General features: G+C 38.6%; 15 protein-coding genes. 8 read left to right on the plus strand and 7 right to left on the minus strand.

Features of this window, described 5'->3' with window-relative positions; all coding sequences use genetic code 11:
• Positions 1 to 2: 2 nt before the first annotated feature.
• From ON09_RS01035 to ON09_RS01050, 4 genes are read left to right on the plus strand one after another with little or no spacing between them, the layout of a single operon-like run.
• On the plus strand, positions 3 to 377 hold the full coding sequence (locus ON09_RS01035; protein ID WP_010599209.1) for a response regulator: 375 nt from the start codon (positions 3 to 5) through the stop codon (positions 375 to 377).
• Positions 374 to 1,192: a CheR family methyltransferase gene (locus ON09_RS01040; protein WP_010599210.1), complete on the plus strand. Its 819-nt coding sequence runs from the start codon at positions 374 to 376 to the stop codon at positions 1,190 to 1,192. The genes ON09_RS01035 and ON09_RS01040 overlap by 4 nt, the downstream gene beginning before the upstream one ends.
• Positions 1,177 to 1,761 carry a chemotaxis protein CheB gene (locus ON09_RS01045; protein WP_010599211.1) on the plus strand — a complete coding sequence of 195 codons (585 nt, stop codon included), beginning with the start codon at positions 1,177 to 1,179 and terminating at the stop codon, positions 1,759 to 1,761. The genes ON09_RS01040 and ON09_RS01045 overlap by 16 nt, the downstream gene beginning before the upstream one ends.
• 34 nt (positions 1,762 to 1,795) lie before the next feature.
• Positions 1,796 to 2,161: a response regulator gene (locus ON09_RS01050; protein WP_010599212.1), complete on the plus strand. Its 366-nt coding sequence runs from the start codon at positions 1,796 to 1,798 to the stop codon at positions 2,159 to 2,161.
• 6 nt (positions 2,162 to 2,167) lie between these two features.
• Here the strand turns inward: ON09_RS01050 and ON09_RS01055 are convergent, their stop codons facing one another.
• From ON09_RS01055 to ON09_RS01070, 4 genes are all read right to left on the minus strand, one after another.
• Positions 2,168 to 3,127 carry a DUF3137 domain-containing protein gene (locus ON09_RS01055; protein WP_010599213.1) on the minus strand — a complete coding sequence of 320 codons (960 nt, stop codon included), beginning with the start codon at positions 3,125 to 3,127 and terminating at the stop codon, positions 2,168 to 2,170.
• Positions 3,127 to 3,681 carry a LemA family protein gene (locus ON09_RS01060; RefSeq protein WP_010599214.1) on the minus strand — a complete coding sequence of 185 codons (555 nt, stop codon included), beginning with the start codon at positions 3,679 to 3,681 and terminating at the stop codon, positions 3,127 to 3,129. The genes ON09_RS01055 and ON09_RS01060 overlap by 1 nt, the downstream gene beginning before the upstream one ends.
• A gap of 53 nt (positions 3,682 to 3,734) precedes the next feature.
• Entirely contained in the window at positions 3,735 to 5,570 is a 1,836-nt protein-coding gene (locus tag ON09_RS01065) for a hypothetical protein (protein ID WP_010599215.1), read from the minus strand.
• A 61-nt stretch (positions 5,571 to 5,631) separates the two neighbouring features.
• Positions 5,632 to 7,419, minus strand: coding sequence for an AsmA family protein (locus ON09_RS01070; protein ID WP_010599216.1), 1,788 nt, complete (start codon positions 7,417 to 7,419; stop codon positions 5,632 to 5,634).
• Between the two features lie 342 nt (positions 7,420 to 7,761).
• Here ON09_RS01070 and ON09_RS01075 point away from each other — a divergent pair, with 342 nt between their 5' ends.
• Both ON09_RS01075 and ON09_RS01080 read left to right on the plus strand, forming a co-directional pair.
• Positions 7,762 to 8,403 carry a DUF47 domain-containing protein gene (locus ON09_RS01075; RefSeq protein ID WP_010599217.1) on the plus strand — a complete coding sequence of 214 codons (642 nt, stop codon included), beginning with the start codon at positions 7,762 to 7,764 and terminating at the stop codon, positions 8,401 to 8,403.
• A 12-nt stretch (positions 8,404 to 8,415) separates the two neighbouring features.
• Positions 8,416 to 9,426 (plus strand): inorganic phosphate transporter, encoded by a 1,011-nt coding sequence (locus tag ON09_RS01080; RefSeq protein WP_010599218.1) that lies wholly within the window; start codon positions 8,416 to 8,418, stop codon positions 9,424 to 9,426.
• A 298-nt stretch (positions 9,427 to 9,724) separates the two neighbouring features.
• Here the strand turns inward: ON09_RS01080 and ON09_RS01085 are convergent, their stop codons facing one another.
• On the minus strand, positions 9,725 to 11,017 hold the full coding sequence (locus ON09_RS01085) for a carboxypeptidase-like regulatory domain-containing protein (RefSeq protein WP_010599219.1): 1,293 nt from the start codon (positions 11,015 to 11,017) through the stop codon (positions 9,725 to 9,727).
• Positions 11,010 to 11,588 (minus strand): RNA polymerase sigma factor, encoded by a 579-nt coding sequence (locus ON09_RS01090; RefSeq protein ID WP_010599220.1) that lies wholly within the window; start codon positions 11,586 to 11,588, stop codon positions 11,010 to 11,012. Before ON09_RS01090 ends, ON09_RS01085 begins: the two co-directional genes overlap by 8 nt.
• A gap of 478 nt (positions 11,589 to 12,066) precedes the next feature.
• Here ON09_RS01090 and ON09_RS01100 point away from each other — a divergent pair, with 478 nt between their 5' ends.
• Both ON09_RS01100 and ON09_RS01105 read left to right on the plus strand, forming a co-directional pair.
• Positions 12,067 to 13,302 (plus strand): DEAD/DEAH box helicase, encoded by a 1,236-nt coding sequence (locus ON09_RS01100; protein WP_010599222.1) that lies wholly within the window; start codon positions 12,067 to 12,069, stop codon positions 13,300 to 13,302.
• A 60-nt stretch (positions 13,303 to 13,362) separates the two neighbouring features.
• Positions 13,363 to 14,274, plus strand: coding sequence for an AEC family transporter (locus tag ON09_RS01105; protein WP_029204024.1), 912 nt, complete (start codon positions 13,363 to 13,365; stop codon positions 14,272 to 14,274).
• 306 nt (positions 14,275 to 14,580) lie between these two features.
• On the opposite strand, the gene ON09_RS01110 is transcribed toward ON09_RS01105, so the two are convergent.
• The gene (locus ON09_RS01110) at positions 14,581 to 16,008 is read right to left on the minus strand and encodes an L-serine ammonia-lyase (RefSeq protein WP_010599224.1); all 1,428 of its coding nucleotides are present in this window, start codon (positions 16,006 to 16,008) and stop codon (positions 14,581 to 14,583) included.
• Positions 16,009 to 16,037 lie beyond the last annotated feature (29 nt).

Genomic DNA, 16,037 nt, shown 5'->3' on the forward strand with positions numbered 1-16,037 from the left:
ATATGCCTCAAAAATTAATTCTCATTATTGATGATGATAATAGAAACATTTTCGCCTTAAAAGCTGTTCTAAAGGCCAAGGGCTTCGATTGTGTGTCCGCAATCAGTGCCCGTGAAGGTTTTTCGATCATGGAAGAAAATGAAAATGTTGCCGTTGTGCTAATGGATATGATGATGCCGGATATGGACGGTTATCAGGCCATTGCCGCAATGAAAAAATCAGAGAAAATGCAAAATATTCCTGTGCTTGCGGTTACCGCACAAGCCATGGTGGGCGATAAAGAAAGATGTCTTTCTGCAGGAGCTTCGGGTTATATATCAAAGCCTATAAATGTTGATGAGTTATTGGTACAAATTGAAGAGGTAACAAATAAGTGATAAGTGAGGCGATAGATAATGAGCAGGTTGACGCGTTACTAAGTGATGTACTGGAAGTTCATGGCTATGATTTTCTGGAATATTCGCATGCATCAATTAAACGCAGAATAACCCGGCTGTATACGTTAGATAACTTTGTAAGCTTCGCGGAGTTTAGGTATGCCGTTAAAAATGACAAACAGTATTTTAAACGCTTTCTAGAAGAAATTACTGTAAATGTTACCGAAATGTTTCGCGATCCGGGTTTTTACCAATCACTCAGAAATGATGTTTTACCGGTATTAGGCACATACCCTTTCATCAGGGTGTGGGTGGCAGGTTGCTCTACAGGAGAAGAAGCATATTCATTGGCCATTTTATTAAGAGAACTAAATCTGCTACAGAAGTCGCTGATCTATGCCACTGATATTAATCCATCTGTTTTGGAGAAAGCCAAAAAGGGGATTTTCCCATTAAATTACCTTAAGGGATATTCTGAAAATTACGTCAACTCAGGCGGTGTTAAAGATTTTTCTTCCTATTATACTGCAAATTATTCATTGGCAAAATTTGATGAGTCATTAAGCAGCAAAATGATTTTCTCTACGCATAATCTGGTTTCTGATCATTCATTCAATGAATTTCAACTTATTTTATGTAGAAATGTGCTCATTTATTTCGATAAGGAATTGCAGCATAAAGTGTTTCAGTTATTTGATAACAGTTTAGAAAAACTTGGTTATTTGGCATTAGGAAGTAAGGAGAGTCTTGATTTTTGGCCGGGAGCAAAGCAATTTAAGCGGATAAAATTAGAAAAGATATGGCGGAAGCTCTAATACCCACCAGGTGCAGTGCATTGGTGATTGGTGGATCTGCCGGGAGTTTGGATGTACTGTTAGAAATTTTTCCCTTGCTGGAGACAGCAATTAACTTCCCTATAATTTTGGTCACACACCGAAAATCGGGAAATGATTCTTTACTTGCCGATTTATTGCAAAGCAGAACCGGACTGAAAGTTAAAGAGGCTGAAGAAAAAGAACCTGTTTTGGCGGGATATGTTTACATCACACCAGCTGATTATCATCTTCTCATTGAACGCAATAAAACAATTTCTCTGGATTATTCAGAAAAAATAAACTACTCAAGGCCTTCAATTGATGTTACTTTCCAGTCTGCCGCGGAAGTATTCAAAGACGGCTTGGTATGTATATTGCTATCAGGTTCCAATGCTGATGGTGTAGAAGGATTAAAAATTGTAAACAATTTGGGCGGTTTGGTGGTTATTCAAAATCCTAATACAGCAATTATGCCCTATATGCCACAACAAGCAGTTAATAATGTGAAAAGGCACATTATTTTAGATAGCTTTGCAATGGCTGAGTTCATAAACAAGTTAAATAGATAAATAGAGAATAGATTGCCTTTTGAGAGATAAATGTATGGCTGAAGCAAAAAAAGTATTTGTTTTTGATGATAATAGGGATATTTTAGACTTGTGTACTTTCATATTGGAAGATGCAGGTTACGAAATTAAAACTTCGGAAACCGCAAACGAGATCGAAAGTCAGGTTGCCGCTTACATGCCCGACATTATTTTTATGGATAACTGGCTGCCGGATTTAGGTGGAATACAAGCAACAAAAGCAATTAAAAGTAATCCGGAACTCAAACATATTCCTGTAATTTATTTCTCTGCGAACAATGATATTTCAGCACTTGCTGATGAAGCTGGTGCAGATAGTTATTTATCAAAACCTTTTGATATTGAAGCACTGGAAAGCATCGTAAGGAAGCACTTAAGTTAGCATAAATTAATTCTTCCCCCAGATTCGAGTGTCAAGATCTAATTCTTTCACAATATCATACATAAACTTTATTGCCGTAATATCCTCGTTAAGCAACTCCGGGTTAAGCAACGATTTAAATATTGGAGCTTCGAAATAGTTCCTGTTTAGTGGAAAAGCGATATACATTCTCGATTCGATAAAAGATAATGAAATTGAGTACTTTGAGTTGCTATTCAACTTTAAGATACGCTCCATCATGGCGGGAGTAAGTAAATAACGTGATTCCACCTGGTCGGTTCCGTAAGTTATAAATGCTTTATCGAAATCAATATTCTCTAGCTTAATCACATCTTTATTATTGAAAGAAAACAAATTTTTTGAAAACCAGGCGCCTATTGCACTGCCAAAATCTTTCGGACGAACAATCGTTACTCCATTAAAATTCTTATTAAAGTCTGCCACAAAAATAATCCCTTTAAAAATGTCATGCCATTCGGTTCTGGTACCGTTTTTAGTTTGCGTAACAGTTTTGTATTCGGCATGTACTTCAGCGAAATAAAAACCGGTTTTATCTGCTTTTCCGCAAACTAAATCCTCAGTTTTATACCGGTCCGGATCTGTCGAAAAAAGCTGTGAGTAAATAAATTCCTGAGCCAGAATTCCTCTGTAAGGATCAATAGTTAAGCTTGCATCTAAAAAACGAAGCGCTTCGCCAATTACATCCCTTTTGTAAGCTTCTTTATAAGCTTGTAACTCATCACCAATTTTGTAAAATACAACTCCGCCATAAATTATCGGAATTAAACCAACAACAATAGCAAGTCCGATTAAGCCCATCAAAATGCCTGTGATTGCTAAAATAATTCCACCGCCAATAAAGAAATAACCTTTCTTTTGCGTCGAAGCAATTTTTTGACGCTCCACTTCCATTCTGGACAATACATTTTGTAAAGCCAAATTTCCTTCCAGACTAAAAAACTGCATTAGTTATTAAAGAGCTCTTTTGCACTGATATTCCTGCGTTCCTCTGCTGCGGTTTCTAAGACTGGAACAGGGTGGAAATTTAGCGCTCCGGCAAATAAATTTCCGGGAAACATCATAATGGAATTATTGTAATCAGTCACCGCTGCATTGTAGGTGCGTCTGGCTGCAGCAATTTGTTCCTCGCTTTCCGTCCAGGTGGTTTGCAAGTTGATGAAATTGGTGTTGGCTTTTAAATCAGGGTAATTCTCAACATTAACCATCAAACCCTTAACACTGCTACTTAACTGACTGTCGATTTGTGCTTTCTCCGCATCACTGATATTTCCTGCAGCAACTTTTGTTCTGAGCTCAACGATTTTTGATAGCGTTTCAGACTCATAATTGGTGTATTGTTTAACTACTTCAACCAGGTTAGGAATTAAGTCGAAACGTTTTTTTAGCATCACATCAATTGCTGAAAAAGCGTTGGTTACCTGATTTTTCTTGCCAACCAGCGAATTGTAGAAGAAAATTCCAAAAAGGAAAATGGCGATGAGAATAATTGCGATAATCATAGTTTAGTTTATGTTTAGATATTAAAGATAGGAAAACGTTACAAAATAGGAATTCAGCGTTTTTCGTTTCTGGTTTGTTCCCTTTCCCGTTGCTGTCTTCGCTCTAATCTTTTTTGTTTTCTAAGGCGATGGTTTTCCTGCATCTCTTTGAAGTTTTTAATATGCTTTCTGATTTCCTCTTGCTTCTCATCGGTGATGCCTACACTGTTTTTAATACCTACAAATAAGCTCCTCCAAATCAGATTGAAAAAAGAAGTATTTTCGATACGGCTATAATTTACTGAAGCCGATGTGAATTTTCCATCTCTGCCCGGATTTTCAGCATTAATGATTAATGCGTTGGCCAGTATAGAAAGCAAGCCGCGGGTCACCAGGTGATCTTTATCCGGATCATTCTTCATTAGCGCAACCGAAAGGTCGTAGTAGTAGAAATCAACCTTGCCTTTTGCCCCATCATTATTTGCCTTAAAATTAAAGCGAAGTTTATCTATAATGCCTCTGTTAATACGCACCAAACCTAAAGGTTTAGTAATTTGATTTAAAACCCTTGCATTGAACGTATGAAGCTGGCCTTTGTAAGCAAATCCACCATTTTTATCCAGCAGGTCGAAATTAAAATTCAAATCCAACTCTCCCTGCCCCAGTAAGTAAGTTTTCAAATCAACTTCCATAACAGGATTTATTGCCTTGATTTTGGTTAAATTGGTTACGTTTTTAAAAACACCTGAAGTGTGCTCAAAAGATATTTTTCCTCTTTGCTGGCTTTCAGGATTATAAACGGCGTAGCTTACATCAACATCTTTGAGTTTGATTTTTTGAATCAGCACCGGAGCACTGATGTTCTGTAGCAACTGGTGCGGAAATCGACGGACTCTATTTTCCAAACTATCTGCAGGATCGTAATTTTTCCCCAGGCTATTATCATTGAATACAGAAATAAATCCATTGGCAATAGCCATTTCTTTTGCCCTGAATTCTTGTTTACTAATGTAAAGTGGAAGATCGATTCCGTTTAACAGTATGTCGCTCATTTGTATGTGAAACCGATCTTTTGCATAACCCGCAACTTTGCCAAACTTCATCTCATCATACAGTGGTTCTACCTGAAATTTGTTGATCCGCAGATTACCTGTAGAGGCTTTGAAATCGAGCTGGTTAAGCTTAATGTTGTACATCTTATCAGGAGTGGGATAGGTGTAATCCTTTAAGTTGATGATAACATCTTTAAGTAAATAGAACCGATCCGGGTCTTCAGCAGAGGTAGAATCAACCAGTAAATCTGTTAAGGTAATATTTAAATCATCGATAGCGAAAGGCGTGGCGTTAAGCACATTTTTATTGATGTATTTGAAACTTGCATCCCTAAAAAGAATATTATTGATGCTAAACTCTTTTAGATTTTGAGAAATCATCGCATAGGGCGATTTTATAGGTCGGGGTGGCCGGTTCTCATTAAATGCAAATTGCCTGTTCATCATTACCACCTCTGGCTTATCAAAAATTACCTCTTCTAATTGAAGTTTTTGATGTCGGTAAAGCGTGAGCGGATGAAAGTGTTTCACCTGCAACTTCTTTAGCGATACAGTATAAAGGTTATTAGGCGCTCTCTTTAATGTGATCAGTTCGTTAAATCGGTTAGTATCTGGAATGATTTTTACATTGTATAATGTTGCACTTCCAGTTAAAATATTGGTTGATACTTTTGAGAAACTGATGGTATATAAACTATCAGTTGATTTATACAATAACGTTTTAATGCGGTTAGTAAGTATCGGTTGCGATTTTACATTTAAAAACCAAGCAAATCCTGCAAGTAATGCGAAGACGATTAAAGTTATTGATGCAATCCACTTAATAATTTTGTATTTTTTTCTTTTGGTATCGGGCATTTAACGGCAGGAATGGTTTTCACAGCAATATACATTTATAATTTTAATGTAAAAATAGACTTTAGCTTTTCTCTCTCTTTGCTTTGCGGGCTTCTTTGCGATCCTCTCGTTTCTGCTCTCTTATTTTCTTCGCAATTACCTTTTGTTGCTTAACAGGATTTTTTTCAGGCACAACACCTACACCTACAATATCTTTTATGCCAACAAATAATGTCTTCCACATGAGGTTAAAAAAGGAGGCCGAGTTTATCCTTGTATTGGTCATTGTTGCTGTTCGAGGCGGATTCCCTTTGCTTGGATTTTCATCTTTAACTAATATTGTGTTTGCCAAGAATGATAAAAATCCCTTTTCTTTAGTTCCTTCACCGTCAATGTTATCAGAAAGTAACTTCACCTTCAGGTTATTATAAAGCATATTCATTGAGCCAGATGCTGTGCGTAAATTTCCATTTGCTTTAAAATCAATATGTTGTACATTCCCGCTTTCAATTTCTATCAGGCCTAAATTTTTAGATAAGGAATTAAGATTTTTAAAATCGAATTTGCCTAAACTTCCGCTGTAATTAAAGGCACCATTTTGATCTGTCAGATTGAAATCGAGCTTTACGTTTAGCTTTCCGGTGCCCATTAGCAATGAATTTAGATTGGCCACAGCATGATTATTTTTAGCCAGACGTAAACTATCATTGGTTACATTTAAAATGTTTCCTGTTAGGGTTTTAAATGTAACCGATCCCGTTTTCTTACTAGCCGGGTTGTATTCTGCATATTTTACATCGATGTTCCTTAACTTTACAGTATCAATGGCGACAGGCATATTTAGCCTTTTTAAAGCCATGTGGGGATAATTTTTTCCCTTATCGAATCCTGGGGGAGGTGGCGATTCCCTGCTCATAAAAACTTCTACTCTTGCCGGACCGATTTTCACAGACTTTGCTTCAAGTTTGCCGTCGGTGTTCAGTTTGATAAAATCGACTCCGTTAAACTCCACTGTAGTAAAGCTTAAATCGTAACGATCTTTTTGAACTTTATATTTACGTGCAAACTCGAGTTCGGGATAAAGCGGTTTTAAGATCAAACCTTTAATGCTGATTTTTCTGGAAGAATAGGAGCCTTTAATGGTATCTACCTTCATGCTGTACATCTTGTCTTTCGTGGTCGATTTGTAACCTGCCACCTGAAACGAAATGTCTTTTGTATAGTAAAATCGCGTTGTATCTCTACCGGAAAGGGAATCGAGCAGAAAATCATTGACGTCGATATCCAGATGCTTGATGCTGTTTTTAGTTTTAACAGCTGTACTTTTATTAATGTAATCAAAATCTGCATCAACAATTTTAATGCGATGCACCCTGGCCGATTTAAAGGTCTTAGAAATCTGTTCATATAGTGATTTTTCAGCCTTCGCGGTATCAGGTTTCTTTGGCACCTTATTAAAAATCACATTAATTGATGGGCGATCGAGCAATATTTCATTAATATCCAACCGCTTTTTGAAATAGGCAGTTAAGATGCCCGTTCGCGTAATCTGAAGCTTTTTAAGTTTGATTTCAAAAGTATGTGCGGGAGCAAGATTCTGTTTTTTTAAAGTATCGAAAACCAGCGTGTCTGGTTTAAGCGTAACATCACGAATGGCCATACTACCCGTAATCACATTTAAATTAATGCTCTTGAAATCGATGCTATAAAGATGATTAGATCCATTATAAACCCCCTCTTTTATTTTTTCAGTAAGAATAGGTTTCCAGCGGGCGCTGATAAACATGGCACCGAAGGCTAAAATTAAAATCAATCCGCCCAGTATACTGCCAATCCAAATCCAAAGTCTGTTTCTATTTTGAGCTGTCATGTTTATGGTCTATCGATATAGAACAGATAGTTCACAGAAAGGTTTGCTTTGACAATTTCGCCATTTCGAACAGGCTTATGTAGATAAACCTGATATCAGCGAACACGGATCCCGATATTTCATCGGGAGGAGTAAAGCGTTTAGCTCGATGGAGTTCCTTTGGAACAGGGCTGATGTTACCTAAAAGCTAATTACTTTCATTTCCAAATTCTTTTAATCTAACTCCGTAGCTTTTAAATGTTTATAAAGCAAAAAGATTAGCAAACAATTTTTTAATATAATTAATGAATTAACATTAACTTAACATTGGGCTTGTAGCTTTGCAACATATTAGAAATTAACATGAACAATATTTTTAAGTTCTTTACACCTCAAGATAGAAAATTTCACCCTCTTTTTGAGCAGGCTGGTAGCAACGCGTTGAAAATTGCTGAAGCGCTTTTAGAAATGGTTAGCACTGCTGATGCTGAAAGCAGAAAAACAATTTTTAAAGAAATTGAGCGCCTGGAGCACGTTGGAGATGATATTACGCATTCAATTTTCTTAGAGCTGAGCAGGAACTTCATTACACCATTTGACAGGGAAGACATTCACCAATTGGCTACTGCAGTTGATGATGTTGCCGACTATATTTATGGTACAGCAAACCGCATGCAAATGTACAATATGAATACCATTAGCGAGCCAATTGTGAAAATTGCAGAACTTTTGGTTGAAATGTGCACCGATATTGATAAAGCGATTAAAGAATTACGCAGTTTCAAGAACATTCGTGTAATTGCTGATGCTTGTATCCGTATTAACAGTGGCGAAAACCAGGCTGATTATGTGTTTACGTTAGCGGTAGCCCGTTTATTTGAATACGAAACTAATGCGATTGAATTAATTAAACAAAAAGAGGTTTTACAAACGATAGAAAAAGCGACAGATAAATGTGAAGATGTGGCGAATGTGCTTGAAACTATCTTAGTTAAAAACGCTTAATATTAAACAAAAATGGTAACTACCTTATTGGTTGTTGTTGTAATTCTAGCTATTGCTTTCGATTACATTAACGGCTTTCACGATGCCGCTAACTCGATTGCAACAGTTGTTTCTACAAAAGTTCTTACGCCTTTTCAGGCGGTTTTGTGGGCTGCGCTTTTCAATTTTGCAGCTTACTTTTATTTTACCGATCATAAAGTAGCCAATACGGTTGCTAAAACGGTTATTGAAAATTATATTACACTAGAAGTTATCCTTGCCGGTTTAGTAGCCGCAATTATCTGGAACTTATTAACCTGGTGGTATGGTATTCCTTCAAGTTCTTCGCATACCTTAATTGGTGGTTTTGCCGGTGCAGGTATGACGCATGCTTTGTTGACAGGTGCCAGTCCGATGGACGCTGTAAACATGGGTTACGTAGTCAAGATCGTTTCCTTTATTGTGTTGGCGCCAATTATTGGTTTGGTAATTTCTGTTGTTTTAACATTGATCATCATCAACATTTGCCGCTATGCAAAACCAGCAACAGCTGAAAAATGGTTTAAGCGATTGCAGTTATTATCTTCTGCAGCTTTGAGTTTCTTTCACGGTGGTAACGATGCGCAAAAGGTAATGGGTATTATTGCTACGGCGCTAATTGCAGCTAAAGTCATACCTGATTTTGATTCAATGCCATCCTGGGTTCCAATTGCCTGTTATTCGGCGATTTCATTAGGTACCATGAGTGGTGGCTGGAAAATTGTGAAAACCATGGGTTCGAAAATCACTAAAGTGACCGCACTGGAAGGTGTTGCTGCCGAAGGTGCTGGCGCCATTACTTTGGGAATCACAGAGCATTTTGGTATTCCGGTTTCTACAACACATACCATTACAGGTTCGATTGTGGGTGTAGGCGTGGTGAAAAGCGTTTCTGCTGTACGTTGGGGTGTAACCATCAACTTAATTTGGGCCTGGATTTTAACCATCCCAGTATCAGCAACCTTAGCCGCCATTATTTACGGCGCAATTTATTATTTCAAATAAAACAAAATCCATCATCCATATTTAAGACTAAGGCAAATCGCTTTAGTCTTTTTTGTTTTTATCAAGAGGGAGACAGCGCATTTGTGTTCACTCGGTAGAGCTGCCAAACAAATGGCATTAGGGGAGAATAATTTCAGTTGATTTTAAACAATATAAGATCACATCAGTTTTAGTGCTTGCAGAAGGTTAACCAAGCTTTTCGACATTCCCTAAATATCTATATGGTTCCAGAACTGGAGATAAGCAATACCTTCACAACCATGCTATATTTCTTCGTGGTAAAAGATCGTTTTAAAACCTAAAACTTAACGCTCAACTCCACCAGGTCATTTCCATTTTTAGGCAGCACCCAATCTGGTCCGTTTTGAACAAGCCGTTTGGCTTCCGCATCGGCTTTGCTGTTTAATGATTTGATAACTTTAATATTTGTTGGGCGACCGTTTTTCTTAACCTTAAAACTTAAAATGACAAATTGTTCCGGCCCTTTAGGATTGTACAGTTTATTATTATTTTCTAGATATTGGCTATAATTAATTGTTGGAACAGGAATTGGTTTGGTGATCTCTCCAATAGATTTTCCATTCAGGTTCTGCTCAGCCCGAAGCATAATTTTAGGCGCAGGAATATTTTCCTTTTTACGACCATTTGAACCCACGATTACCGCAATTTCATTTAAAGATTTATCGCCGCTCATAGCGTTTCTAATTGCATTCGGATCTGCAACATTCGTAATCGGCCGTTCTCTGAACCCAATGGCATTAATTAACAAATCTTTATCTTTAGCGTTGCTATCGGCTGGTAAAGCAAAATAGCCATTCGCATCTGTAGCAGTCACTTTATTCGATCCTGATAACTTAACCACCGCACCTTCCACTGGTTTTCCATTGCTTTCATTTACTACATTGCCACTAAATACCACACGGTTTGAAGCAAGGGCAGGTGCGGCAGCCATTAAGGCATCGTTAGCCCCGGAGGCCTTCATTTTTGCAGCGCTGTTTAAAGTAGCAGCCTCTGCTTTTGCCTCACTCAACTCCTGCGATTTGGTTGCCTCCACCTGTGGCAATCTGCTTGCCGATTTTACAACTGGTGCCTTGCCGGTGTTTTTAGCCAAATCGCCCGTTTTGGCATCAGCAATTGCCTGGTCTATTAATGCAGATTTCGTAAGCGCCGGAGAAGTATCAGCTTTTGTTGGTTTTGTATTAGCCAAAGCCGCAGTTGTATCTAAATTAACTACAACACCTTCCTGCCTTCTTGCGGCAGTTTCAGCATTTTTACGATTGGTTTCACGCATAAAAAACAAAATGCTCACCGCAATAAAAGCAACCGTAGCGGTTGCCGCAATGCTTAATCGATGTGTGGTAATACCCCACATTTTCCGCTTAATCGGTTTCTCCGAAATGCGGTCGTAAAGCTGTTTTTGTAAAATAGAAAGGGTTTGTTTCCGTTTGGGCGATTGTTTCAATCCTTCCAAAGCTTCGGCCACGAAAGGATCTTCTAACGCCTGCCGCTCAACAAAGTGCATCGCTTTAGCATCAAGCTTACCATCAAGGTAATCTTCCAGAACGTCAATATCTAACCAATCGTTATTCACTACTATTTTTCTCTATACAAATCTTTAAATTCCGCTTTCCATTTTGGATATAGCTCTTCACCTTAAGCATGTCGTAGCCCGTAATATCGGCCACTTCCTTATAACATTTCTCCTGCAGATAGAATAAATCTACGCTTTTCCGCTGTTCTTCGGGCAAGGTTTCCATGCACTTTTCCATTATGGTAAGCTGCGTTTCTTTTGTGTCGTCAATATCCAGATGCACAAATTCGCTGTTTTCCACAAAAGTATCATCAATAGAAACGTTATTTTGCTTCGAAGATTTCCTTAGCGCCATTAAACAATGGTTCCGTGTTAAAACATGCAGCCAGCTCTTAAAATTCTGCACTTCATGTATTTTAAGTTTTTTAACCAGTTCCTCAAAAATCTGCATCACAGCATCTTTGCTCAACTCCTCATCCTTGAAATAATTCAGGCAAACCCCAAAAACCAGGTGCATATATTTATTATAAAGCGTACCCAATGCGTCTAAATCGCCTGTGCTTTTATACTCGGCAATTAAATCGGCATCATCTTTCTGGTTAATTCCAGCTATGTTTTTTATAAACTTCAAAAAATTGGGTCGCTATGATAAATATCCTCAAGTATAAAAAATATTTTTCAGTAACGAACGGATCTGAGCGAAATTGGTTTTTAATACCGGGAGAATATATTTTTTTGAAGCGCAAGGGTATTGCTAAAATTAGCGTTTGCTCCCGTTTTTCGCTTTTACGCTTCGCTCGTCATACTTCCTCGCTGCAGGGTAACGCTGCAACCGGGGCTAAAATCAAACTTTGATGCTTTTTTTAACGGTTTACAAATCAGAAGCTCAACAATAAGTTTGTAACTAATTAATGCATTCAAATGTTTAACGAGTCCACCGAAGTGCTCATGACCAGTCTGCTAGCCGCCAAATGCTGAGAACTTTAGATTTTAGCTTAAATATTGACGATTAGCACAGGCTATTTTACAATTGTAAATTCATGATGGGTTGGCGCTTGCTATTCGCCGTAATTTGAGGTACTTTTGTTAAAATACATAAACACAACAGATTGAATTTTAACGACTTTAATTTTAACCCCGATTTACATGAAGGCCTGATGGCTATGGGGTATAAAAGCGCTACTCCAATACAAGAACAAGCTATTCCTGTAATATTAAATAACCACGATCTTATTGCCTGTGCGCAAACCGGCACCGGAAAAACGGCAAGTTACCTGTTGCCAGTGATGGAAAAGATCAGTCGTGCTCAAGACAGGCATAACAATACCTTGATTTTGGCGCCAACACGGGAGCTTGCGCAACAGATAGATTTACAAGTAGAAGCTTTAGCTTATTTCACCAACATCAGTTCCCTGGCCGTTTACGGCGGTGGCGATGGTATCGCATATGAGCAGCAAAAACGTTCCATGCGTGATGGTGTAGATATTATCATCGCAACACCTGGCCGCTTAATGGCCCATTTGTCTTCAGGTGTTTTAAAGCTGGAACATTTGCAGCACCTCATTTTGGATGAAGCCGACCGTATGCTCGACATGGGTTTTTATGATGACATTATGCGCATTGTAAGTTATCTGCCTAAGAAACGACAAACGCTGCTTTTCTCAGCCACCATGGCACCAAAAATTAGGAAGATGGCGGGAAGTATTTTACATGAGCCGGAGCAGATTACCATTTCTATTGCAAAGCCTGCTGAAGGAATCGATCAGCAAGCTTACAATATTCATGATCAACAGAAACAAGCTTTATTAACAGATATTTTTAAGGATGAAACATACAAAAGTGCTATTATCTTCGCTTCAACCAAAGAGAAGGTAAAAGCTTTATACAAAACTTTTAAATCTTTAAAAATTAAGGCAGAAGCTTTCCACTCTGATTTGGGGCAGAAAGAACGTGAAGATATCTTGTTGGCTTTTAAAAATCGACGCTTACCGATTATCATTGGGACGGATGTTTTATCGCGTGGTATTGATGTAGAAGGTGTTGATTTGGTGATTAATTATGATGTTCCCGGCGATCCGGCAGATTATGTACACCGTATTGGTAGAACGGCAAGAGCCGCCACTAAAGGAACAGCAATTACGCTGGTTAACGGAAGAGATAAACGCAAGTTTGATAACATTGAGAAACTGATTGAAAAAGCGGTGCCTAGAATGACTTTGCCTGAGCATATTGCTACGATGGAAATCACCCATGTAGAAGAAAAGCGACCTCAACATCCAAAAAATAATGGCAAGAAAAAGGTTTGGCATAAGAAAAAACCTAAGCCAAGTAGCCCTACCTCATAAATTTTAAAAACGCCGATTTATTAATTGGCGTTTTCTTTTATCAATATTTTTGCACCCAACATGGCAAATTTCATTCTTATTGGTTTATGTATTATCGCAGGTATTCTTTTCAGAAAGAGCAAAACGCTACCAAAAGATGCACACAAAGGTATTAATGCCTGGATTATTTACATTGCACTTCCGGCTACCTCGTTCAAATATTTACCTCACATTAGCTGGTCGAATGAATTGTTATTCCCTGCTTTGGCGCCAATTTGTGTGTGGTTGTTGGGATGGCTAGTGATTACCCTTTATGCAAAATACAGTAAAATTAGCCGGGCCACTTCCGGAGGATTGAAACTGGTTAGTTCGCTAAGCAATACTTCATTTATTGGTTTTCCGTTGATCATTGCTTATTTCAGCGAAAAAGAAATTGCAACAGCGATTATTTGTGATCAGGTTACCTTCACTTTATTATCAACCATTGGAATTGTGGTTGCCATTCGTTCTTCTCAACAACAAAAATTAAGTGCAAAGTTGGTGTTTAAAAAAGTATTGACTTTTCCGCCTTTGCTGGGTTGTATTTTAGCATTAATCTTACCGCGATTTATTAACCTTTCACCTCTTGATGTTTTGTTCGATAAACTTTCTGGAACTGTTGGTCCGCTGGCATTATTCTCAATCGGTTTGCAACTAAAATTTGGTGGTTGGTTTAGCGAAATCAAACACATCAGTTTTGCACTCTCATACAAGCTGATTCTAGCGCCGCTTTCCATTTTAATCATCGCTTTGGTTTTAGGCATGAATGGCATGATTACCAAAATAACGATATTTGAAATGGCGATGCCGACACTATTAACCGCCGGAGTGGTTGCAGATCAGTATAATTTAAATCCAAAAGTTTCCAACTTGGTTGTGGGCGTGGGCATTTTACTATCCTTCATTACCACTTTTTTCTGGTGGCTGCTTTTAACTCAAACGAACCTATTATAACGTTTTTTTAAAAACGAGTGTTTGTATGCTTTTGGGTGGCATATAGTCATGCTAACCTTTTAAGTCCTCACTTCGCTGCCGGCTCTTCGTTTCTATCAGATTTAGGCACAGAGGCACCTTCAAGGGAAACCCATACGAAGAACCACTGGTTCTGCCTTCTACCCCCCGACATACGCGGAAATACTTTTGGGAGCATTTACCTTCATAACCGTGAAACCATAACTAAAAGATTGCAGCATTGGCGGGAAAAATGTTTCCCGAAGCAGCACAAAATTGCGCTTCAAATTACAGGATGATCTTGTTAATTTAACATTCAGGCAAACTAATCGGGATATTTGTAGCTAAACCACCATCGGATGTTTCTTTGTATTTGGCGTTCATATCCAAAGCGGTTTCCCACATCGTATTTACTACGGCGTCTAAACTTACTTTAGCCTTATCAGGATTACTTTGCAGCGCCAGTTGACTAGCAGTTATGGCTTTAATTGCCCCCATGGTATTTCTTTCGATGCATGGAATTTGTACCAAGCCGCCAATCGGATCGCAGGTTAAGCCCAAATGATGTTCCATGGCGATTTCTGCAGCCATTAAAACTTGTCGCTGAGAACCACCCAAACACTCAGTTAGTGCAGCCGCAGCCATTGCTGAGGAAACGCCAATTTCTGCCTGACAGCCGCCCATTGCTGCCGAAATGGTAGCGCCTTTTTTGAAAATGCTTCCTACTTCTGATGCACAGGCAATAAACTGGATGATTTTTTCTTCTGAATAACCATCACAAAAGGTGATAAAGTATTGCAGTACCGCAGGAATAACCCCAGCAGCACCGTTTGTGGGTGCGGTAACCACCCGACCAAAAGAAGCATTCTCTTCATTAACAGCAAGCGCAAAACAACTTACCCAATCTAAGATATAATTGAATCCGTTTCCGCCTTTGCGAATGGCTTCCACCCATGAATTATAATCGCTGTATTCCGCTTTTCCAATCAGGCGTTTATTTAAAGGGAAAGCTCTTCGAGCCACATCCAATCCACCCGGCAGAAACCCGGTGGTATGGCAGCCACGATAGATGCAATCACGCATGACGGCAAAATGTTGAAGAATTCCTGCCTTGGTTACTGCCTCAGGGCGCCAAGCCAGTTCGTTCTCCATTACAATTTCACTCACTTTCAAGCCTGTAGATAAACACCAATGTAAAAGTTCTTTCGCTTTCTCTACCGGAAAAGGCAAATCGACCTGAACTTTTTGGCTGTTATCTTCTCCTTCTTTTACTACAAAACCACCACCAATAGAATAATAGGTTTCAGAAAACGCTTTGCCGTTTTTCATAAAAGCCTGGAAGGTAACTGCATTGGGGTGAAAGGGGAGGCTTTCGGCAAATAGAAACAGTAAATCGTTGTTGTAATCGAAATCAATAATCAGGTTTCCTGCCAGATTTAATTTTTTATCTTTTTGGATACTTTCAAAAGTTGGAGTAACAGCATCAACATCAAATGTAACCGGATCTGCACCTGTTAGTCCCAATAAAATGGCAACATCAGTTCCGTGGCCTTTGCCGGTTTTGGCAAGTGATCCATAGAGTAATATTTTCACCATTTCCACTTCAGCAAGCAACCCTTGCTGATTAAGAGAAGCGGTAAACTGTTGCGCAGCCCGCCAAGGGCCAAGTGTATGAGAACTTGATGGACCGATGCCTATTTTAAAAATATCGAAAACTGAAATCTGTTCCTTAATCATGATAAGTTAGTTACACAAAGCTATGATTT

This window comes from Pedobacter agri PB92 (assembly GCF_000258495.1).
GTDB lineage: Bacteria > Bacteroidota > Bacteroidia > Sphingobacteriales > Sphingobacteriaceae > Pedobacter > Pedobacter agri.